Genomic DNA, 19082 nt, shown 5'->3' on the forward strand with positions numbered 1-19082 from the left:
CGATCTTGTCCAAAAAGCGAGCGTCAAACCGAACCGCGGGGATCGAAACCTTCGAACGTCATCTGATCGGCATTCTCGACGGTATGCATGCGCGCCTTCTCGTCGCGGACCGTCCAGGTAATGACCGGGATGCCCTTCGCGCGCTGGCCGGTGATGAAGGCATTCGGCAGATCGGCGAAGAAATAAGAGATGAAATCGAGGCCGGTTTCCATGGCCCGTTCGTGGTTCGCGAATTCTTCCGGCTTGTTGCCGCCGGCGGTAAGGCCGAGCGGGTAGGGCGCGTTCAAGGCTTTGAGGTCGCGCAGAAGCCAATGGTCGAAGCTCATGAGCGCAACCTTGCCGTCATAGCCTTCCAGCACTTCGACCACCGCTTCGGCAAAGCCCTCATCATCCGCCTCGCGGCCCTTGAGTTCGAGGACGAGCGGAACCTTGCCCTTCACGAGATCGAGCAATTGCCTGAGTGTCGGGATCTTGTCGGCCGTGCCGCCGACGGACAGCAGGCCGAGTTCCCTGGAGGTGCGCTCGCGGATATCGCCCTTTATGTTACACAGACGCTCGAGGTTCTCGTCATGAAAGATGATCGGCACGCCATCGGAGGCATAATGGAGATCGCATTCGATCGCGAAGCCGGCTTCGACGGCGCGGGCAAAGGCAGTCAGCGTATTTTCCCAGACGAGCTTGTTGGTGTCGTGGTAGCCGCGATGGGCGACCGGCAGTTCCTTGATCCAGGCGGCGGAGGTCATGACGCAATTTCCATGATGGCATCGATTTCGACGGCGGCGTTGAGCGGCAGCGCCGCCATGCCGACGGCGGCACGGGCATGCTTTCCGGCCTCGCCGAGGACGCCGGCGATCAGGTTTGATGCACCGTTGATGACAAGATGCTGTTCGACGAATTCCGGGGTAGAGGCGACGAAGCCGTTGAGCTTGATGACGTGCTTGATGCGGCCGAGATCGCCGCCTAGCGCTGCCTTCGCCTGGGCGAGAATGTTGATGGCGCAAAGCTCCGCGCCGCGCTGGCCGGCGGGGACGTCGACATTTCTGCCAAGATGGCCGCTCACGGCGACCTTGCCGCCTTCGAGCGGAAGCTGGCCGGAGATATAAAGAAGGTTGCCGCTGATCACATAGGGAACATAATTGGCAGCGGGTGCGGCGGCTTCCGGCAGAGTTATCCCCATTTCCGTCAGGCGGGCCGCGATTTCATTCGACATTTTCGTCTCCGCTTTTTGTTTCAGTTCTTCAAAAAATTATGCATCGGGACTAGAATCTTGCGTATGACGGTTTCGAGCCTCGATTTGGCCGAAAGCGTTCTTATAACATCGCGGCCGAGTCCAACAGGAGATTATGGATGTTCCGACCGAGTCTTGCCGCCCTTCTTCTTGCCGGCGTCGCAACAAGTGCGTGGGCGGCCGCGCCTGCCTCCGGCGCTGCGATCGCCTCCGGTCTTGTCGCCCACCGGGCGATCTACGATCTCGAACTGAAGGACGCGACCGAGCGCTCTGGCATCGCCGGCATGTACGGCCGCATGGTCTACGAATTCAACGGCAATTATTGCGACGGCTTCACCACCAATTTCCGCTTCGTGACGCAGATCAACACCGGCGACAGCACACGCGTCAGCGACCAGCAGACGAAGACCTTCGAAAACGTGAAGGACCGCCGCTTCACCTTCGAAACGAAGTCTTTCACGGACGATCAGCTCGACAAGGAAGTCAACGGCGAGGCAAACGACAAGCCGGACGGCGTGACAGTCGATCTGACCCGCCCTCAAAGCAAGGAATTGCAGCTTGCCGAAAGCCGCTTCCCGACCGAGCACATGCTCGACGTGATCGAGAATGCCAAGGCGGGCAGGCGTTTCTTTGAAGCCCGCGTTTTCGATGGCTCGGACGATGGGGACAAGCCCTTGGCGACGACGACCGTAGTCGGCAAGCAGATTACGCCGGTTGCCGGTGACGAGGCGGATGCGGGCAATGCCGGCGCGTTTTCCAAGACGGCCGTCTGGCCGGTGACGATCTCCTATTTCAACGAGAATACGAAATCAGACGCGCTACCGGTCTATCGCATGTCATTCAAGCTTTACGAGAACGGCATTACGCGCGATCTCACCATGGATTATGGTGATTTCGTTCTGACCGGCAGGCTCGCGAAGCTGGAAATGCTGGATAGCAAGGCCGACACCTGCAAGTGAGCCGCTGGCGGCATTGAGGCGCATCTTAAACAACGTTTTATGCACGATTTCTCTTTTTCTGGCGCATAATAGAAGTGCAGGACGTACGTTGTCCTGTGCGGGCCTGCCGCCGTTGAGGGGGCGGGGCCGATAGGGGGTGGGATTATGAAGAACTTGTCACGGATTGCACGTTCAGGTCTTGCGGTGGCGCTCCTTGCTGCTGCATCCGCGGTATCGGGCGGTCATGTGATGGCAGCCGATTGCCACGACACGCCTAACGCAGGCGTTGACTGGAGCGAATGCACCAAGAAGAACCTTATGCTTGAAGGCAGCAACTTCGAAAAAGCCAGTCTGGCGGGCACGGATCTGTCGCAGACCAGCCTCAAGAATGCGAACCTTGCCTCGGCAAACCTCGAAAAAGCGACCCTGATACGCGCGTGGCTTGAAGGTGCAAAGGCCGACGAGGCCAAATTCGACAAGATCGAAGCCTACCGGGTCGTGTTCCAGAATGCATCGGCGCAGCGCGCTTCCTTCATCAGCGCTGAGCTGCAGCGTGCGGATTTCACTGGCGCACAGCTTTCAGGTGCGAACTTCGAAAAGGCCGAGCTCGGGCGCGCGACTTTTGAAACCGCCGTATTGACCGGAGCCAGGTTTGCGCTTGCCAATCTCTCCCGCGCCGATCTCAGCGGCTCGAGCTTCGAAGGTTCGATCGATTTCGATCGCGCCTTCATGTTCCTGACGAGAATAGAGGGGCTCGATCTTTCCGCTGCAACCGGGCTTCTGCAGTCGCAGATCGAACTGGCCTGCGGCGATACGTCGACCAAGCTTCCTTCCGGTCTTACGATGCCAAAGAACTGGCCCTGCGCAACGGACTGAGTGAGCGCGCAAACGGTGGCAATGAAATCAATGTCCCGCAGGAGGCGCGGCATGAATTTCACATTTGCGGTTGGCGACATCCATGGCTGCCTGGAGCCGTTGAGAGAGATGCTTGATCGCATCAGGACATACGCATGCGCCGGCACGGTGGTTTTCATCGGCGACTATATCGACCGCGGTCCTGACAGCAAGGGAGTGATCGATCTCCTGATGAACGGATCGGGCAGCGAAGCCTGGCGATGGGTATGTCTGAAGGGCAATCACGAGGATATGATGCTGCGCGCCTGCGCTAACGATGACGAGCGTATCTGGTGGTTGGAAAACGGCGGGTTTGAAACGGAGCTTTCCTATGGGGGTAAAGTAGCCGCAAACCATATGCTGTGGGCCAGTCAGCTGTCGTTGATGTATGCCGATTGCCACCGGATCTTTGTGCATGCCGGCGTTGTTCCGGATTTGCCGCTAGAGATGCAGGCCCCCCAAGACCTGCTCTGGCTCCGGGTTCCCGACGACTATTCAGCGGATTTTTGGGGAAAACACCTGTGTCATGGACACACGCCCTCGGACACGAATCCGCTGACCGTTGGCAACCGCACGAATATCGACAGCGGATGCGTGTTCGGCGGTCCGCTTTCCTGCGCCGTGTTTGAAGATTCGCTGGCCGGCGGGCCGGTCGAGTTTATCCAGGTGCAGCGCTAGGGGCAGTCAGACGCCAGTTTTTTTGAGCGAACGCCTTGCATTTTCGGCGGATCGACGGTAAGGGCAGCCGCATTCCACACGTAAGGCATGGGATCGTCCGGGAGAAATCCGGATTTTTCCGCCGGTGGCATCTTCGAAGAGGATGCTGTTCGCCTTGCGGAGGTTCAACCGGAAAAGGAGTCAAAGGCATGGCATTGCCTGATTTTTCTATGCGCCAGCTTCTGGAAGCTGGCGTTCACTTCGGCCACCAGACCCACCGCTGGAACCCGAAGATGAAGCCGTACATTTTCGGCGATCGTAACAACATCCACATCATCGATCTGGCTCAGACCGTTCCGATGCTTTCGCGCGCGCTGCAGGTTGTCAGCGACACCGTTGCCCGTGGCGGCCGCGTTCTCTTCGTCGGTACCAAGCGCCAGGCTTCCGAGCTCATCGCTGACTCGGCCAAGCGTTCGGCCCAGTACTACGTCAACTCGCGCTGGCTCGGCGGCATGATGACGAACTGGAAGACGATCTCCAACTCGATCCAGCGTCTGCGCAAGCTCGACGAAATCCTTTCCAACGAAGCCCAGGGCTTCACCAAGAAGGAACGTCTGAACCTCGAGCGCGAGCGTGAAAAGCTCGACAAGGCTCTTGGTGGTATCAAGGACATGGGCGGTACCCCGGACCTGATGTTCATCATCGATACCAACAAGGAAAAGATCGCGATCGACGAAGCCAAGCGCCTCGGCATCCCGGTTGTCGCGATCATCGACTCGAACTGCGATCCGGACCTGATCGACTATCCGATCCCGGGCAACGACGACGCTTCGCGCGCTATCGCTCTCTACTGCGACCTGATCTCCCGCGCCGCTATCGACGGTATCGCCCGTCAGCAGAGCGCATCGGGCCGCGACCTTGGCGCTTCCGTTGAAGCTCCGATCGAGCCGACGCTCGACGAGGCTCAAGCCTGATAAACAGGCGGACGGGCCGAAAGGTCCGTCCAGCTTGACTGGATTGGGAAAGGCCGCGCGAGACTTTGCGAAGCTCCGGCGGCCTTGACCTTTTTAGGGCGGTAGGTTCAGGCCGGTCCGCCCAACGAATTCTGATATGGCGCGTCTTCATCACGCTGTCATACATAAAGGTACATTTCGTGCCTCAATCCGGTGGCGCAGAGCATTTTGCGGACCACCGTAAACCGACAAGAGGAAGCTTATGACCGAGATTACGGCTGCAATGGTGAAGGAACTGCGCGAAAAGACCGGCGCAGGCATGATGGACTGCAAGAAGGCTCTCGCTGAAACCAATGGCGACATGGAAGCGGCGATCGACTGGCTGCGCGCCAAGGGCATCGCCAAGGCTGACAAGAAGTCGGGCCGCACCGCCGCCGAAGGTCTCGTCGGCGTTGCCAGCCAAGGCACCAAGGCCGTCGTGGTCGAAGTCAATTCCGAAACCGACTTCGTTGCCCGTAACGACGCCTTCCAGGATCTCGTCCGTGGCATCGCAAAGGTTGCCGTTTCGACCAACGGTTCAGTCGAGGCCGTCGCAGCCGCGACCTATCCGGCTTCCGGCAAGTCCGTTGCTGACACGATCAAGGACGCGATCGCGACCATCGGCGAAAACATGAACCTGCGCCGCTCGACTGCCCTCTCCGTCGAGGACGGCGTCGTCGCCACCTACATCCACAACGCCGTTTCCGACGGCCTCGGCAAGCTGGGCGTTCTGGTTGCGCTGAAGTCGACCGGCAACAAGGAGGCGCTGAACGCCATCGGCCGCCAGATCGCCATGCACATCGCTGCGACCTCGCCGCTCGCCATCCGTCCGGAAGAAGTCGACGCTGCTGTCGCCGAGCGCGAACGCAACGTCTTCATCGAGCAGTCGCGCGCTTCCGGCAAGCCCGACAACATCATCGAAAAGATGGTTGAAGGCCGCATGCGCAAGTTCTTCGAAGAAGTCGCGCTGGTTTCCCAGGCTTTCGTCATCAATCCGGACCTGACGGTCGGTGCCGCGCTCAAGGAAGCTGAAAAGACCGTCGGTGCGCCGATCGAGATCACCGGCATGGCACGCCTCCTGCTCGGCGAAGGCGTCGAGAAAGAAGAAACCGACTTCGCAGCCGAAGTCGCGGCCGCCGCCAAGGGCTGATAAAACCTCATATAATGTGAAAACGGCAGGGCATCGCGTGACAACGCGGTGCCCTTCGTGTATCCGGCAATCATGCCAACATACGAGGAGCCAAGATGTCGTCAGAGCCTGTCTATAAACGCGTTCTACTCAAGGCTTCCGGCGAAGCGCTCATGGGCAGCCAGGGATTCGGTATCGACGTTGCGGTAGCGGACCGCATCGCGTCGGACATCGCCGAAGCCCGCCAGATGGGCGTCGAAGTCGGTGTTGTCGTCGGCGGCGGCAATATCTTCCGCGGCGTAGCCGTCGCCTCCAAGGGCGGCGACCGCGTGACGGGCGACCACATGGGCATGCTGGGTACCGTAATCAACGCGCTGGCGCTTGCAACGTCGCTGCGCAAGCTGAACATCGATACGGTCGTGCTTTCGGCAATCTCCATGCCGGAACTCTGCGAAAGCTTCTCGCAGCGCGCGACGCTCTACCATCTGTCGATGGGCCGCGTGGTCATTTTCGCGGGCGGCACCGGCAATCCGTTTTTCACGACCGATTCTGCCGCAGCCCTTCGAGCCGCCGAGATGGGCGCCCAGGCGATCTTCAAGGGCACCCAGGTGGATGGAATCTATTCCGCCGACCCGAAGAAGGATCCGTATGCCACGCGCTTCGACCGGCTGACGCACCAGGAAGTGCTCGACAAGGGCCTTGCCGTGATGGACGTCGCAGCTGTCGCCCTCGCGCGCGAAAATTCCATTCCGATCATCGTCTTCTCGATCCACGAGAAAGGCGGGTTTGCTGAAATCTTGACGGGCGGTGGCCTCAAGACCATCGTATCGGACAACTGATAGAGAGACGGCGCTGCGACGGCCGCGCGTCTTCGACTGACAGGAGTATTGAGCATGACTGAAGCTACAGACATCAAGGAACTGAAGCGCCGCATGGACGGCGCGATTTCCGCATTCAAACACGATATCGCGTCGCTGCGTACCGGCCGCGCCTCGGCCAACATCCTGGACCCGGTGACGGTCGAAGCCTATGGTTCGCGCTTGCCGCTCAATCAGGTTGCCAATATCACCGTGCCGGAGGCGCGCATGCTTTCGGTATCCGTCTGGGACAAGTCGATGGTAAGCGCGACGGAACGTGCGATCCGCGAGTCGAACCTCGGACTCAACCCGATCGTCGACGGCCAAAACCTGCGCATTCCTTTGCCGGAACTCAACGAAGAGCGTCGCAAGTCGCTGGTCAAGGTCGCGCATGACTACGCCGAGAAAAGCAAGGTTGCGATCCGCCATGTACGCCGCGACGGCATGGACGGCCTTAAGAAAGCCGAAAAGGACGGTGTCATAAGCCAGGACGAAAGCCGGGCGCAATCAGATCGTGTGCAGAAGATGACGGATGAGATGATTTCCGAGATCGATCGCTTGCTTGCCGACAAGGAAAAGGAAATCATGCAGGTCTAGGGCTTTGCCTGCGCCCCTGGAGACCGGACGGGAAATGTCGGAACCAGTATTCTTGAGTATGCCAGAACATGTTGCCATCATCATGGATGGCAACGGCCGTTGGGCAAAGCAGCGAGGGTTGCCGCGCGCGATGGGTCACCGCAAAGGTGTGGAAGCCGTTCGCGAGACCGTGCGCGCCGCAGGCGATGCCGGCATCAAGTACTTAACGCTCTTTGCCTTTTCTTCGGAGAACTGGCGCCGGCCGGAAGCGGAGGTCTCGGACCTCATGGGATTGCTCAAGGCCTTCATCCGGCGCGACCTCGCCGAACTGCACGCGCAGAATGTGCGGATCAGGATCATCGGCGACCGGCATAGTCTTCGCAGCGATATCCTCAACCTCCTGCTCGAAGCCGAAGAGACGACGCGGGACAATACCGCGCTGACGCTGGTGATCGCTTTCAACTACGGCTCGCGCGACGAGATCGCCAGAGCCATGGTGAGCCTTGCCGAGGATGTCGAGGCCGGGCGGCTGCGAGCCCGGGAGATCACACCCGAGCTCGTCAATGCCAGGCTGGATACGGCCGGCATTCCCGATCCCGATCTAATCATTCGCACCAGCGGCGAGGAGCGCCTTTCGAACTTCCTTTTGTGGCAGGCCGCTTATTCCGAGTTTGTTTTCGTGCCGGAATACTGGCCGGATTTCGGCCGGGAGCTCTTCTATGCCGCGCTCGAGAAGTTCGCCGCGCGCGACCGCCGATTCGGCGGCCTGTCGCCGCAGGCCGCCGCAGTAGGCACCTAACTGATGCAGCAGGAACTGAAACTCCGCATTATCTCCGGCGTCATTCTGGCAATCATCGTGCTCGCGGTGACCTGGTACGGCGGCTTCGCCTTCCGCCTGCTCTCAGCGGTAATTGCCCTGCTTATCTATTATGAATGGTCGACAATCACGCGGCTGCAAACCGAGCAGCCGGTCGCGAATGTGGCAGGCTGGGTGGGGCAGGCGGCCATCGCGGCTGCAATCCTGCTCGGACGCTTCGATTTTGCGTTGAGCCTACTTGTCTTCTTTTTTGCGATTGCTGTCGGCTTCGTGGCGGCGCAGAGCGCCAGCCGCTGGTTTCCGGCTGGTATCGTCTATGCCGGACTGACCGGCATCGCACTTGCCGAAATCCGGGGCGGGGATGCTGCTGGGCTGCAAGCCATGCTCTTCGTCTTCGCGGTAGTCTGGGCAACCGACATCCTTGCCTATTTCGTCGGCCGAGCAGTTGGCGGGCCAAAGCTCGCACCGAGGATTTCGCCGGGAAAGACGCAATCCGGCGCTTTTGGCGGCGCGGTTTCGGCTGTGATTGCGGGCAGTGTCATCGCCTACTTCTTCATTCCCGAGGCGGACTGGCTGATGGCGGCCGCCGTCGCCTTCATTCTTTCCGTCTGCAGCCAGGCAGGCGATCTCTTCGAATCGTTCATCAAGCGGCGATTTGGCGTGAAGGATTCCAGTCACCTCATTCCGGGACACGGTGGCGTGATGGATCGCGTCGACGGGCTGATATTCGCTTGTTTTGCAGCGTTCTTGCTCGCGACATTATTTTCCCTGATAAAGGGTGACGGCATGGCGCCGCTAGGCGCCGCTTTGTTCGGGTTCTGATATCTGCGCTGGGCGCAGCGGAAGGATTAATGGAAGGCATGACCGGTATATTCGGCTTTCTGACGGGTTATATCATTCCGTTCGTTCTGGTCCTCTCGCTGCTCGTTTTCGTGCACGAGATGGGCCACTATCTGGTCGGCCGCTGGAGTGGCATCCGCGTGCTCGCTTTTTCTGTGGGCTTTGGACCAGAGCTTGCGGGCTTTACCGATCGGCATGGAACGCGCTGGAAGATCTCGGCGATCCCGCTTGGCGGCTATGTGCGCTTCTTCGGCGACGAGGACGCCTCGAGCAAGCCGGACATGGATAAGCTCGAATCGATGTCGGAAGCGGATAGAGCGCGCTCATTTGCCGGCGCGAAGCTCTGGAAGCGCGCAGCGACGGTGGCCGCAGGTCCCATCGCCAACTTCCTGCTGGCGATCATCATCTTTGCGGTTCTTTTCTCGATCTACGGCCGCTCGATCGCCGATCCGGTCGTCGCCGAAGTGAAGCCGGAGAGCGCTGCCGCGGAGGCGGGAATCCTGCCCGGTGACCTGCTGATCGCAATCGACGGCGGGAAGGTCGATACGTTCGACGATGTGCGCCGCTACGTAAGCGTTCGCCCGGAACAGCGGATCGTCGTTACCATCGAGCGGAGCGGCGAGAAGATGGACCTGCCGATGGTGCCGAAGCGCACCGACATGACGGACCAGTTCGGCAACAAGATGGAGATCGGTCTGATCGGCATCGTGACGAACCAGGAGGTCGGCCATTTCCGCGTGCAGACATATACGCCGCTCGCAGCCTTGGAGGAAGGCGCCGTTCAGACCTGGCATATCGTCACCGGCACCTTCAAATATATCGGCAATCTTTTCGCGGGCTACATGAAGCCCGATCAGCTCGGCGGACCGATCCGCGTCGCCCAGGCGTCCGGCCAGATGGCAACGCTCGGTGTTGCAGCCCTGCTTCAGCTTGCCGCGGTGTTGTCCGTTTCCATCGGATTACTGAATTTGATGCCTGTTCCGGTACTTGATGGCGGGCATTTGATGTTCTATGCGATTGAGGCGGTGAGGGGTAAACCTTTAGGGGCATCGGCCCAGGAAATTGCATTTCGCATTGGTCTAGCTATGGTCCTTTCACTGATGGTTTTTGCTACCTGGAATGACATTAGCGCGTTGATAGGTTAACGCGCGCGGTGAGGGGAAATTACCGTTTATTTACGATGTTTCAAAGCTGTAGTGGCGAATGGGTCACGCTTCGAAATGAAGTAAACAGAAATTAACTTGCTGCCTTGCTTGTAGGGCAAAAGCGGGTAAAACGACACACGTGCCGGAATCGGGTTCGCCCGGCGACGGGGACGAGAAAAAAGGTAATGGGTGAAATGAAGGCTGGTTCAAGATTTTTGAACGCAGTATCGGCGGTTGCGCTGTCTGCAGGTATTGTCGCTTCGGGCGCAGGCGCAATTACATTCGTCTCTGCGACGGCTGCGGAAGCGGCGGTTATCCAGCGGATCGATGTGCGTGGAGCGAGCCGCGTCGGCGCTGAGGCAGTCCGGTCAAATCTCACCATCGCCCCAGGCAGGAACTTCTCGAATACCGACATCGATGACTCGGTAAAGCAGCTCTACGGCACGGGGTACTTCTCCGATGTCAAAATCTCCGTTTCCGGCAGCACGCTGGTAGTGACCGTCGAAGAAGCCCAGCTCGTCAATCAGGTCGTTTTCAACGGCAACCGCAAGGTCAAGGACGACAAGCTGGCCTCGGTTGTACAGACGCGTGCCTCCGGTCCCTACAACGATGCGCTGATCCAGGCCGATATCGCGGCGATCAAGGAAGCCTACGCGGCAACGGGCCGCAGCGAAGTGCAGGTCACGACGCAGGTCGTTCCGCTTGGCGAAGGTCGCGTAAACCTCGCTTTCGTCATCGATGAAGGCGACCGCACGAAGATCGCGGCCATCAATTTCGTAGGCAACAATGCTTACAGCACCGGTCGTCTAGCTGCCGTCATTAGCACCAAGCGCTCGAACTTCCTCTCGTTCCTGACCCGCAAGGACGTTTACAGCGAAGATCGCCTGCATGCCGACGAAGAAGCGCTGCGCCAGTTCTATTTCAACCGCGGCTATGCCGACTTCAAGATCATCTCTTCGGATGCTACTTTTGATGAAGCCACGAACAAGTACACGCTGACCTTCAACATCGAGGAAGGTCCGCGTTACGACTTCGGTCCGGTAACCGTACAGTCGACCGTAGAAGGCGTAACCGGCGAGCAGCTTCAAGGCCTGGTAGTGACGCGCGAAGGCGAAGTCTACAGCGCCAAGGACGTCCAGAGGTCCATGGAGGCCATTTCGGATCAGGTTGCTTCGGCAGGCTATCCGTTCGCCCGCGTGACGCCGCGCGGCAACCGCGATCTCGGCAACAATACGATCGGCGTCGAATACCTTGTCGACCAGGGCGAACGAGCCTACATCGAGCGCATCGAAATCCGCGGCAACAGCCGCACGCGCGATTACGTCATCCGCCGCGAATTCGATATGAGCGAAGGCGACGCCTTCAATCAGCAGATGATCACCAAGGCGAAGCGTCGTCTCGAAGCGCTCGGCTTCTTCTCGTCGGTGAACATCTCGACCGCGCCGGGCAGCTCGCCTGACCGCGTCGTTGTCATCGTCGATGTACAGGATCAGTCGACGGGTTCGTTCGGTATCGGTGCCGGTTACGCCGCAGGCGGCGACGGTCTGATCCTGGAAGCGTCCATTGAAGAAAAGAACTTCCTGGGTCGCGGCCAGTATATCAGGGTTTCAGCTGGTGGCGGTGTCGAAGGCTCGCAGAGTTATGGTTTGAGCTTCACCGAGCCTTACTTCCTCGGTTATCGCCTTGCGACCGGTTTCGACCTCAATCACAGTGAGACCTCAAGCAACGATAATTACGACTATACCGAAGATAGCGCCGTTCTCCGCGCGACGGCGCCGATCACCGAGGATCTGGCGACGACGTTCCGCTACAACTTCAAGCGGATGAACTATGATGCCGACGGCAGCGATCTGAGCGATCTTTCGACACCTTACCAGGATCTTGTGAACGATGGACCTTGGATCCGTTCATCGATTTCCAATACGCTGACCTATAACACACTCGACGACATGACGCTCCCGCGCGAGGGCATATACGCGACCTTGACGCAGGAAATTGCCGGCCTGGGTGGCGACTCGCAGTTCTACAAGATCTACGGGAAGGCGCGCTATTATCATCTGCTGGCTGACGATGCCGATATCATTGGATCTGTTGCGGCCGGCGCGGGCCATGTTGTAGGCCTTGGCAAAGACCTAAACATCTTCGACCAGTTCACATTGGGCAACAACGACATCCGCGGCTTCGAAAACAAGGGTATCGGTCCTCGCGTTGGTGGCGGACCGGATGATCCGCTCGGGGGAACGACTTATTTTACCGTGTCGGCGGAAGCGACCTTCCCGATGCCCGGATTCCCGCGTGACTTTGGTCTACGTGGTGCGGTCTTCGCTGATGCGGGTACGTTGTTTGGAAATGACGTTGACGTGAGTTCGCCAGAATTCGTGAGAGGCGATAGCGCGGCACTTCGTGCGTCCGTCGGTGTTGGCCTTGTCTGGCAATCGCCATTCGGCGCGCTGCGCGTCGACTACGCGATCCCCGTCGTGAAGGAAGATTACGACCAAACGCAGTACTTCAAGTTTGGCATCAACAACCAATTCTGATATCGGCAATCCAGAATCGAAAACTGGAGCTTTGCCGGTGGAGCAGAACAATTTCTTTCCGCCCCGCGACGGCGTCAAACTTTCAGAGTTGGCGCAATATCTCGGGGCGGAACTTGCCGACCCTGAAAATGGCGACACCCTTATCCGATCGGTGTCGCCGGTCAGCCGTGCGAAGGCCGGTGATCTTTGCTACATCATCTCACGCAGGAGTCGCGCCGAGCTTGAAACCTGTCGGGCGTCGGCAGTCCTTTGCGAGCCCGCGATAAGAGCGGCGGTACCTCCTCATATTCCGGTTCTCTTGTCGAAGAATCCCCATGCCGCCTTTGCGATGGCAGGCGGGCATCTCCATCCGGCTGCTTTGAAGCCGCTGGCAACAATGTCTTCGACGGCAGAGATCGCGGCGACCGCGGCGGTCGATCCGACGGCGCGGCTGGAACCGGGCGTGATCGTCGAGCCTTTGGCTGTCATCGGCGCGAATGCGGAAATCGGTCACGGAACACGGATCGGCGCCGGCGCGCTTATAGGTCCCGGTGTCAAGATCGGCCGCGATTGCACGATCGCCGGCGGTGCCAGCGTTATATGCGCACTCTTGGGCAATGGCGTGATCGTGCACAACGGCGCGCGTATTGGCCAGGATGGCTTTGGATATGCGCCTGGCCCCAGAGGGATGATCAAGATCGTTCAGATCGGCCGGGTCATCATCCAGGACAATGTCGAGATCGGCGCGAACACGACGATCGATCGCGGCACGATGGACGACACGGTCGTCGGCGAGGGAACCAAGATCGACAACCAGGTGCAGATAGGCCACAACGTCAGGATCGGGCGTCATTGCGCGATCGTTTCGCAGGTCGGCATCGCCGGCAGTGCGGTTATTGGAAACGGTGTGCAGATCGGCGGCCAGACAGGTATCAATGGCCATATTACGATTGGCGATGGCGTACAGATCGCGGCAAAGAGCGGCGTCATTCACAGCATTCCTGCCGGTGAGCGTTATGGGGGCATTCCGGCACGTCCGTTAAAGGATTTTCTTCGAGAGTCGGCGGAGATAATGGCGCGCGCGAGCGCTCGGGCTCATAAAACGGGAGATCAAGAATGACTGAAGGGGTCAAGGAGACGCTTGCTTCGGCGGACATCATGGAGATCATGAAGCTTCTGCCGCATCGCTATCCGTTTTTGCTGGTCGACCGGATTATTGAGATCGATGGCGATGACTCCGCGATCGGCATCAAGAACGTCACTGCCAACGAGCCTCATTTCACCGGCCACTTTCCCGAGTCGCCGATCATGCCGGGTGTGCTGCTGATTGAAGGCATGGCGCAGACGGCGGGTGCGATCTGCGCGCGTAAGGATGGAACGACCGGTAACCTCGTCTATTTCATGACCATCGACAATGCACGTTTCCGCAAGCCCGTCATCCCGGGCGATCGGGTCGAATTTCATGTGAAGAAGCAGAAGCAGCGCGGTAATATCTGGAAGTTCCATTGCGACGCCAAGGTCGACGGCGCATTGGCCGCGGAAGCTGATATCGGCGCGATGATTCTTCGTAAGGACGAGGCATGAGCACGATCGCAGGGAGCGCCCGCATCCATGCCATGGCCGTTGTCGAGGATGGCGCGGTCATCGGCGAAGGCGTGTCCGTCGGTCCGTTCTGCCATGTCGGTCCGAAGGTTGTTCTTCATGACAATGCCGAACTGCTGGCGCATGTCGTGGTGACCGGCAGAACCGAGATCGGCAAAGGCACCCGAATTTTCCCGATGGCGGTCATCGGCGGCGATCCCCAGAGCGTGCACCATGGCGGCGAGGAGACGACGCTGACGGTAGGCGAGAATTGCACCATCCGCGAAGGCGTGACGATGAATACCGGCACCGCCGATTTCGGCGGCAAGACAATCGTTGGCGACAACAACCTGTTTCTCGCCAATTCTCATGTCGCCCATGACTGCCGTGTCGGCAATCACGTCATCATGTCGAACAATGTCATGCTCGCCGGGCATGTGACGATCGAGGATCGGGTCATTCTCGGCGGCGGATCGGCCGTGCATCAATTCACGCGCGTCGGCCGCCAGGCCTTCGTCGGCGGCCTTTCGGCTGTCAGCTACGATGTCATTCCGTATGGGATGCTCAATGGAAATCCCGGTTTACTGGGCGGTCTCAACGTTGTCGGCATGACGCGGGCCGGGATTGATCGCGCTGTCATTCATACGGTGCGCCGCGCTTACAAGGCGATTTTTGAGGGATCAGGTTCGATCCGCGACAATGCGGCAGCGATCCGGGACGAATATGCCGATTGCGAGCCGGTGATGCAAATCCTCGATTTCATTGCCGCGGAAAGCGACCGCGCGCTGTCATCGCCGACGCGAGGACAGAAAGGCTGACCTTGTCTCCCGCCGATGATACCGACAAAGGCCGTCTGGCGATCATTGCGGGAAACGGTCTTCTGCCGTCTTATGTCGCCGAGGCGGCGCGGGCAGCCGGCGAGGATCCATTCGTGATTTCGCTGAAGGGCGAACTTGACCGGTCATGGGAGGACTATGACCACGCAGTCATCGGCGTCGGTGATTTGTCGGCGCTGGCAGATATTTTCAAGCGCAACAACATCACCCGCGTCGTCATGTCTGGCGGCGTTCGCCGTCGCCCCGAATGGCGGGAAGTGAGGCCAACCTGGCGGACGGTGGCAAAGATGCCGGGTGTGGTGCGTACGCTGCTTTCGGGCGGCGACGATACCGTGTTGCAGATGGTCATCAAGCTCATCGAAGACGACGGTCGGCGGGTCGTCGGCGCGCAGGATATTGCCCCCGACCTGCTGGCGGCTGTCGGGCCGATCGGCGCCATGTCGCCGGGGAATGACGACAAGATCGATATCCTGAAGGCGGCAGCAGCCGCCGAAGCGCTTGGTGCGCTCGATGTCGGGCAGGGCGCAGTCTCCGTCGGCGGACGCATCGTGGCGCTCGAAGGCGCCGAAGGGACCGACGGAATGCTTGAGCGCGTCGCATCGCTGCGTGGCGCCGGGCGTATATCGCCGCGCCGCCGTGGCGTGCTGGTCAAGCTCTGCAAGCCGCAGCAGGATGTCCGCGCCGACCTTCCGTCGATCGGCCTCTCCACGGTGACGAATGCCAAGGCGGCGGGTTTGGCGGGAATTGCAATCGAGGCGGGACGTGCTCTCGTGCTGGATCGCCAGGCTGTGATCAAGGCAGCCGACGAAGCCGGGCTTTTTGTCTGCGGGCTCGATCGCGGCCTGCCGTCATGGGGGCTGTGATGAAGATCGCGATCGTGGTAGGCGAGGTTTCCGGAGACCTTCTCGGCGCCGATCTCGTGGCTGCACTGAAGCGCAGGCATGCCGGGATTGAACTTGTCGGCGTCGGCGGCGACGCGCTGGAGGCACAGGGGCTGAAGTCGCTCTTCGACTTCTCCGAGCTTTCGATTATGGGCATCACACAGGTGCTTGGAAAATTGCCGAAGCTTGTCGCCCGCATCAGGCAGACGACGGCTGCAATCGTTGCGGCAAAGCCCGATATTCTTTTCATCATCGACAGCCCGGATTTTACCCATCGCGTTGCCAAACGTGTTCGCGAAGCCCTGCCGGAACTCCCGGTCGTCAATTATGTCTGTCCCAGCGTTTGGGCGTGGAAGGAATATCGCGCCCAGCAGATGCTCGGTTATGTCGACCATGTGCTGGCCGTTCTGCCGTTCGAGCCCGCGGTGATGGAGCAGCTCGGCGGACCGCAGACGACCTATGTCGGCCACAGGTTGACGGCGGATGCGGACCTGATTGCCGCCAGGCGCGGCCGGGCAGAAAAGCTCAGGACCGTCGGCGAGGGCCGGAAAACGATCATGCTGCTCCCGGGCTCGCGCTCGTCGGAGATCACAAAGCTGCTTCCCTATTTTCGCGATGCCGTCAATGAGCTCGTCGCCCGCGGTGGCACAATGCGGTTTCTCATGCCGACCGTCAGCCGCAGGGAATCGATGGTTCGCAACCTCGTGGAGGACTGGGAAACGAAACCGGAGATCCTGATTGGCAATGAACAGAAATGGCGAGCTTTCGCGGAGGCCGATGCGGCAATGGCTGCCTCGGGGACTGTCATCCTCGAGCTTGCACTTACAGGCGTGCCGACAGTCTCAGTCTATAAGACAGACTGGATCATCACGATGATGACGCGGCGCATCAAGACGTGGACAGGAGCAATCCCGAATCTGATCGCCGACTATGCCGTCGTCCCCGAATATATCAACGAGGTCGTTCGTGGCGCGAGTTTGGCGCGCTGGATGGAACGCCTTTCCAGCGACACGCTCCAGCGGCGCGCAATGCTCGAAGGTTTCGACCTTGTCTGGCAGCGCATGCAGACGGAAAAGCCGCCGGGCGAGAAAGCGGCGGATATCGTTCTCGACATTCTGGACAGGAAAAAACCCGGCCGTCTCTGACCGGGTTTTTTCGGGCGGAAGCGGCTTAGCGCTTCGAAACCGGAACGTAGTCGCGCAGCGGTTCGCCGATATAGAGCTGGCGCGGGCGGCCGATGCGCTGCTGTGGATCCTCGATCATCTCGTTCCACTGGGCGATCCAGCCAACCGTACGGGCCAACGCAAAGAGCACCGTAAACATCGTCGTGGGGAAGCCCAGCGCCTTCAGCGTGATGCCGGAATAGAAGTCGATGTTCGGGTAGAGCTTCTTTTCGATGAAGTATTCGTCGGTCAGCGCGATGCGTTCCAGCTCCATCGCGACTTCGAGAAGCGGATCGTCCTTGTGACCGAGTTCGGCGAGGACCTCATGCGTCGTCTTCTGCATGATCTTGGCGCGCGGATCGTAGTTCTTGTAGACACGGTGACCGAAGCCCATCAGGCGGAACGGGTCATTCTTGTCCTTGGCGCGGGCAATATATTCCGGAATGCGCTCGACCGAGCCGATTTCCGAAAGCATGTTGAGCGCCGCCTCGTTGGCACCGCCATGAGCCGGGCCCCAAAGGCAGGCAATGCCGGCCGCGATGCATGCGAACGGGTTGGCGCCCGAAGAGCCGGCGAGACGAACTGTCGAGGTCGAGGCGTTCTGCTCGTGATCGGCGTGCAGGATGAAGATACGGTCCATGGCGCGCGAGAGGACCGGGTTCACGACATATTCTTCGCACGGGACCGCGAAGCACATGCGCAGGAAGTTCGAGGCGTAGTCGAGATCGTTCTTCGGATAAACGAAGGGCTGGCCGATATAGTACTTGTAGGCCATGGCCGCGATAGTCGGCATCTTGGCGATCATGCGTAGGCTTGCGACCATGCGCTGATGCGGATCGGTGATGTCTGTCGAGTCGTGGTAGAAGGCAGACAGAGCGCCGACACAGCCGCACATGACGGCCATCGGATGGGCGTCGCGGCGGAAGCCGGTGAAGAAGCGAGACATCTGCTCGTGCACCATGGTGTGATGCGTGACGCGGTAGTCGAAGTCCTTCTTCTGGGCAGCCGTCGGCAATTCGCCGTAAAGCAGTAGATAGCAGACTTCCAGGAAGTCGCCATGTTCAGCAAGCTGTTCGATCGGGTAGCCGCGATGCAGCAGAATGCCTTCATCGCCGTCGATATAGGTGATCTTCGATTCACAGGAAGCGGTCGAGGTGAAACCAGGATCGTACGTGAAGGAACCGGTGTTTTTATAGAGTGCACCAATATCGATGACGTCCGGACCGATCGTTCCGCTTTTCACGGAAAGATTGGCGGTTTTGTCGCCGATTTTGATTGTTGCGCTTTGATCCGTCATGCTGATCCTCCAAACTGGCGGCGGCGCCATAAAAGCGCCATAGGGTTAAGCGTCCTCTCCGATAGCTATATGATCAGAGCGCCAATGCCAAGTTACCGTGGCGCCATTTTGTGCATCGCAGTATCAACTTTTGGACACTCCTGCGATGCCGGAGGCGCATAGCGGAAGCCAATGATTTAATTCGGCTTTTTGCAATCCAATTTTTTGGTCTTTTTTCAATCGATTATTGTTGCTGAAACGCCCTCAGGGCTGCATTCTGGTTGTATTCATAGGCTGTCGGCATGCTGGGTGCATGCCGGAGTTGAAAACGGCTGAGCTGCGCATTTCCGCTTCTGTAGATGTCGCGGACAAGCAGTTTGCGAGCTTCCCGGCTTGCGCTTTTGGAATGCGGGAAGGAGCCTTCGGCAACAGGACAGCGCTCGCCCGTCAATAGCCACCGTTCACCCCAATAGCCACAGATCAGTCATTGTGGATGCATACCGGCTTTCGGCCTGCAAATGGCGAGCGAAGGAGCCGCTCAGGGCACGCGCCTGCGCATTGCGACGGTTTTTTCGAGCTTGGGCGGCGATCTGGTTTGCGTCCGGCACGAATCTTTCGCCGCCTTCTTCGATCATATGGCCATGCTCAGCGCTTTGGCTTTGACCGATCGCAGCCGTGAGGCGCGCTGCGACCCGCGAAAAGACGGGGGATGCAAACTTTTCATCGCGGCAGCAGGAAGAGGTAAGCAATGCGATG

Annotated in this window: 20 protein-coding genes; 16 read left to right on the plus strand and 4 right to left on the minus strand. The window is 59.3% G+C overall.

Annotated features, from left to right (window positions below; genetic code table 11):
• Positions 1 to 23 precede the first annotated feature (23 nt).
• Together RGR602_RS08885 and RGR602_RS08890 are read right to left on the minus strand one after the other, a co-directional pair.
• Positions 24 to 743: a glycerophosphodiester phosphodiesterase gene (locus RGR602_RS08885; protein ID WP_039844792.1), complete on the minus strand. Its 720-nt coding sequence runs from the start codon at positions 741 to 743 to the stop codon at positions 24 to 26.
• Positions 740 to 1210, minus strand: a complete 471-nt coding sequence (locus tag RGR602_RS08890; RefSeq protein ID WP_039844793.1) for a RidA family protein — start codon at positions 1208 to 1210, stop codon at positions 740 to 742. The genes RGR602_RS08885 and RGR602_RS08890 overlap by 4 nt, the downstream gene beginning before the upstream one ends.
• Positions 1211 to 1347: 137 nt before the next feature.
• On the opposite strand from RGR602_RS08890, the gene RGR602_RS08895 reads away from it, so the two are divergent.
• From RGR602_RS08895 to lpxB, 16 genes are all read left to right on the plus strand, one after another.
• Positions 1348 to 2187 (plus strand): cell envelope integrity EipB family protein, encoded by an 840-nt coding sequence (locus RGR602_RS08895; protein ID WP_039844794.1) that lies wholly within the window; start codon positions 1348 to 1350, stop codon positions 2185 to 2187.
• Between the two features lie 144 nt (positions 2188 to 2331).
• The gene (locus RGR602_RS08900; protein ID WP_039844795.1) at positions 2332 to 3042 is read left to right on the plus strand and encodes a pentapeptide repeat-containing protein; all 711 of its coding nucleotides are present in this window, start codon (positions 2332 to 2334) and stop codon (positions 3040 to 3042) included.
• Between the two features lie 51 nt (positions 3043 to 3093).
• On the plus strand, positions 3094 to 3738 hold the full coding sequence (locus RGR602_RS08905) for a metallophosphoesterase family protein (protein WP_039844796.1): 645 nt from the start codon (positions 3094 to 3096) through the stop codon (positions 3736 to 3738).
• 188 nt (positions 3739 to 3926) lie between these two features.
• Positions 3927 to 4691 carry a 30S ribosomal protein S2 gene (gene rpsB, locus RGR602_RS08910; protein ID WP_022715483.1) on the plus strand — a complete coding sequence of 255 codons (765 nt, stop codon included), beginning with the start codon at positions 3927 to 3929 and terminating at the stop codon, positions 4689 to 4691.
• Between the two features lie 241 nt (positions 4692 to 4932).
• A complete protein-coding gene (tsf, locus tag RGR602_RS08915) occupies positions 4933 to 5859 on the plus strand; it encodes a translation elongation factor Ts (protein WP_039844797.1) in 927 nt (308 codons plus the stop codon).
• A 95-nt stretch (positions 5860 to 5954) separates the two neighbouring features.
• Entirely contained in the window at positions 5955 to 6677 is a 723-nt protein-coding gene (pyrH, locus tag RGR602_RS08920) for a UMP kinase (protein ID WP_039844798.1), read from the plus strand.
• Positions 6678 to 6731: 54 nt separating this feature from the next.
• Positions 6732 to 7292 carry a ribosome recycling factor gene (frr, locus tag RGR602_RS08925; RefSeq protein ID WP_039844799.1) on the plus strand — a complete coding sequence of 187 codons (561 nt, stop codon included), beginning with the start codon at positions 6732 to 6734 and terminating at the stop codon, positions 7290 to 7292.
• Between the two features lie 34 nt (positions 7293 to 7326).
• The gene (locus tag RGR602_RS08930; protein WP_039844800.1) at positions 7327 to 8070 is read left to right on the plus strand and encodes an isoprenyl transferase; all 744 of its coding nucleotides are present in this window, start codon (positions 7327 to 7329) and stop codon (positions 8068 to 8070) included.
• A gap of 3 nt (positions 8071 to 8073) precedes the next feature.
• Positions 8074 to 8910, plus strand: coding sequence for a phosphatidate cytidylyltransferase (locus RGR602_RS08935; RefSeq protein WP_039844801.1), 837 nt, complete (start codon positions 8074 to 8076; stop codon positions 8908 to 8910).
• Between the two features lie 29 nt (positions 8911 to 8939).
• Positions 8940 to 10073 carry an RIP metalloprotease RseP gene (gene rseP, locus RGR602_RS08940; protein ID WP_039844802.1) on the plus strand — a complete coding sequence of 378 codons (1134 nt, stop codon included), beginning with the start codon at positions 8940 to 8942 and terminating at the stop codon, positions 10071 to 10073.
• A 194-nt stretch (positions 10074 to 10267) separates the two neighbouring features.
• Complete coding sequence (bamA, locus tag RGR602_RS08945) at positions 10268 to 12610, plus strand: outer membrane protein assembly factor BamA (protein ID WP_039846743.1); 2343 nt, start codon at positions 10268 to 10270, stop codon at positions 12608 to 12610.
• A 37-nt stretch (positions 12611 to 12647) separates the two neighbouring features.
• Positions 12648 to 13709, plus strand: coding sequence for a UDP-3-O-(3-hydroxymyristoyl)glucosamine N-acyltransferase (lpxD, locus tag RGR602_RS08950; RefSeq protein ID WP_039846744.1), 1062 nt, complete (start codon positions 12648 to 12650; stop codon positions 13707 to 13709).
• The gene (gene fabZ / locus RGR602_RS08955) at positions 13706 to 14173 is read left to right on the plus strand and encodes a 3-hydroxyacyl-ACP dehydratase FabZ (RefSeq protein WP_039844803.1); all 468 of its coding nucleotides are present in this window, start codon (positions 13706 to 13708) and stop codon (positions 14171 to 14173) included. Before lpxD ends, fabZ begins: the two co-directional genes overlap by 4 nt.
• The gene (gene lpxA, locus RGR602_RS08960) at positions 14170 to 14988 is read left to right on the plus strand and encodes an acyl-ACP--UDP-N-acetylglucosamine O-acyltransferase (protein WP_039844804.1); all 819 of its coding nucleotides are present in this window, start codon (positions 14170 to 14172) and stop codon (positions 14986 to 14988) included. Before fabZ ends, lpxA begins: the two co-directional genes overlap by 4 nt.
• Positions 14989 to 14990: 2 nt before the next feature.
• The gene (locus RGR602_RS08965; protein WP_039844805.1) at positions 14991 to 15869 is read left to right on the plus strand and encodes an LpxI family protein; all 879 of its coding nucleotides are present in this window, start codon (positions 14991 to 14993) and stop codon (positions 15867 to 15869) included.
• Positions 15857 to 17032: a lipid-A-disaccharide synthase gene (lpxB, locus tag RGR602_RS08970; RefSeq protein WP_039844806.1), complete on the plus strand. Its 1176-nt coding sequence runs from the start codon at positions 15857 to 15859 to the stop codon at positions 17030 to 17032. The genes RGR602_RS08965 and lpxB overlap by 13 nt, the downstream gene beginning before the upstream one ends.
• A 25-nt stretch (positions 17033 to 17057) precedes the next feature.
• On the opposite strand, the gene gltA is transcribed toward lpxB, so the two are convergent.
• Both gltA and RGR602_RS37020 read right to left on the minus strand, forming a co-directional pair.
• On the minus strand, positions 17058 to 18347 hold the full coding sequence (gltA, locus tag RGR602_RS08975; protein WP_022715495.1) for a citrate synthase: 1290 nt from the start codon (positions 18345 to 18347) through the stop codon (positions 17058 to 17060).
• A gap of 440 nt (positions 18348 to 18787) precedes the next feature.
• The gene (locus tag RGR602_RS37020) at positions 18788 to 18961 is read right to left on the minus strand and encodes a hypothetical protein (protein WP_170250838.1); all 174 of its coding nucleotides are present in this window, start codon (positions 18959 to 18961) and stop codon (positions 18788 to 18790) included.
• Positions 18962 to 19082: the final 121 nt, after the last annotated feature.

The organism is Rhizobium gallicum bv. gallicum R602sp, from assembly GCF_000816845.1.
In the GTDB taxonomy this organism is placed as follows: Bacteria; Pseudomonadota; Alphaproteobacteria; order Rhizobiales; family Rhizobiaceae; genus Rhizobium; species Rhizobium gallicum.

What these genes read in the sequence shown, in the direction of transcription:
- RGR602_RS08885 (WP_039844792.1), bottom strand. Translation starts at nt 743, where the DNA reads ATGACCTCCGCCGCCTGGATCAAGGAACTGCCGGTCGCCCATCGCGGC.
- RGR602_RS08890 (WP_039844793.1), bottom strand. Translation starts at nt 1,210, where the DNA reads ATGTCGAATGAAATCGCGGCCCGCCTGACGGAAATGGGGATAACTCTG.
- RGR602_RS08895 (WP_039844794.1), top strand. Translation starts at nt 1,348, where the DNA reads ATGTTCCGACCGAGTCTTGCCGCCCTTCTTCTTGCCGGCGTCGCAACA.
- RGR602_RS08900 (WP_039844795.1), top strand. Translation starts at nt 2,332, where the DNA reads ATGAAGAACTTGTCACGGATTGCACGTTCAGGTCTTGCGGTGGCGCTC.
- RGR602_RS08905 (WP_039844796.1), top strand. Translation starts at nt 3,094, where the DNA reads ATGAATTTCACATTTGCGGTTGGCGACATCCATGGCTGCCTGGAGCCG.
- rpsB (WP_022715483.1), top strand. Translation starts at nt 3,927, where the DNA reads ATGGCATTGCCTGATTTTTCTATGCGCCAGCTTCTGGAAGCTGGCGTT.
- tsf (WP_039844797.1), top strand. Translation starts at nt 4,933, where the DNA reads ATGACCGAGATTACGGCTGCAATGGTGAAGGAACTGCGCGAAAAGACC.
- pyrH (WP_039844798.1), top strand. Translation starts at nt 5,955, where the DNA reads ATGTCGTCAGAGCCTGTCTATAAACGCGTTCTACTCAAGGCTTCCGGC.
- frr (WP_039844799.1), top strand. Translation starts at nt 6,732, where the DNA reads ATGACTGAAGCTACAGACATCAAGGAACTGAAGCGCCGCATGGACGGC.
- RGR602_RS08930 (WP_039844800.1), top strand. Translation starts at nt 7,327, where the DNA reads ATGTCGGAACCAGTATTCTTGAGTATGCCAGAACATGTTGCCATCATC.
- RGR602_RS08935 (WP_039844801.1), top strand. Translation starts at nt 8,074, where the DNA reads ATGCAGCAGGAACTGAAACTCCGCATTATCTCCGGCGTCATTCTGGCA.
- rseP (WP_039844802.1), top strand. Translation starts at nt 8,940, where the DNA reads ATGGAAGGCATGACCGGTATATTCGGCTTTCTGACGGGTTATATCATT.
- bamA (WP_039846743.1), top strand. Translation starts at nt 10,268, where the DNA reads ATGAAGGCTGGTTCAAGATTTTTGAACGCAGTATCGGCGGTTGCGCTG.
- fabZ (WP_039844803.1), top strand. Translation starts at nt 13,706, where the DNA reads ATGACTGAAGGGGTCAAGGAGACGCTTGCTTCGGCGGACATCATGGAG.
- lpxA (WP_039844804.1), top strand. Translation starts at nt 14,170, where the DNA reads ATGAGCACGATCGCAGGGAGCGCCCGCATCCATGCCATGGCCGTTGTC.
- lpxB (WP_039844806.1), top strand. Translation starts at nt 15,857, where the DNA reads ATGGGGGCTGTGATGAAGATCGCGATCGTGGTAGGCGAGGTTTCCGGA.
- gltA (WP_022715495.1), bottom strand. Translation starts at nt 18,347, where the DNA reads ATGACGGATCAAAGCGCAACAATCAAAATCGGCGACAAAACCGCCAAT.
- RGR602_RS37020 (WP_170250838.1), bottom strand. Translation starts at nt 18,961, where the DNA reads ATGATCGAAGAAGGCGGCGAAAGATTCGTGCCGGACGCAAACCAGATC.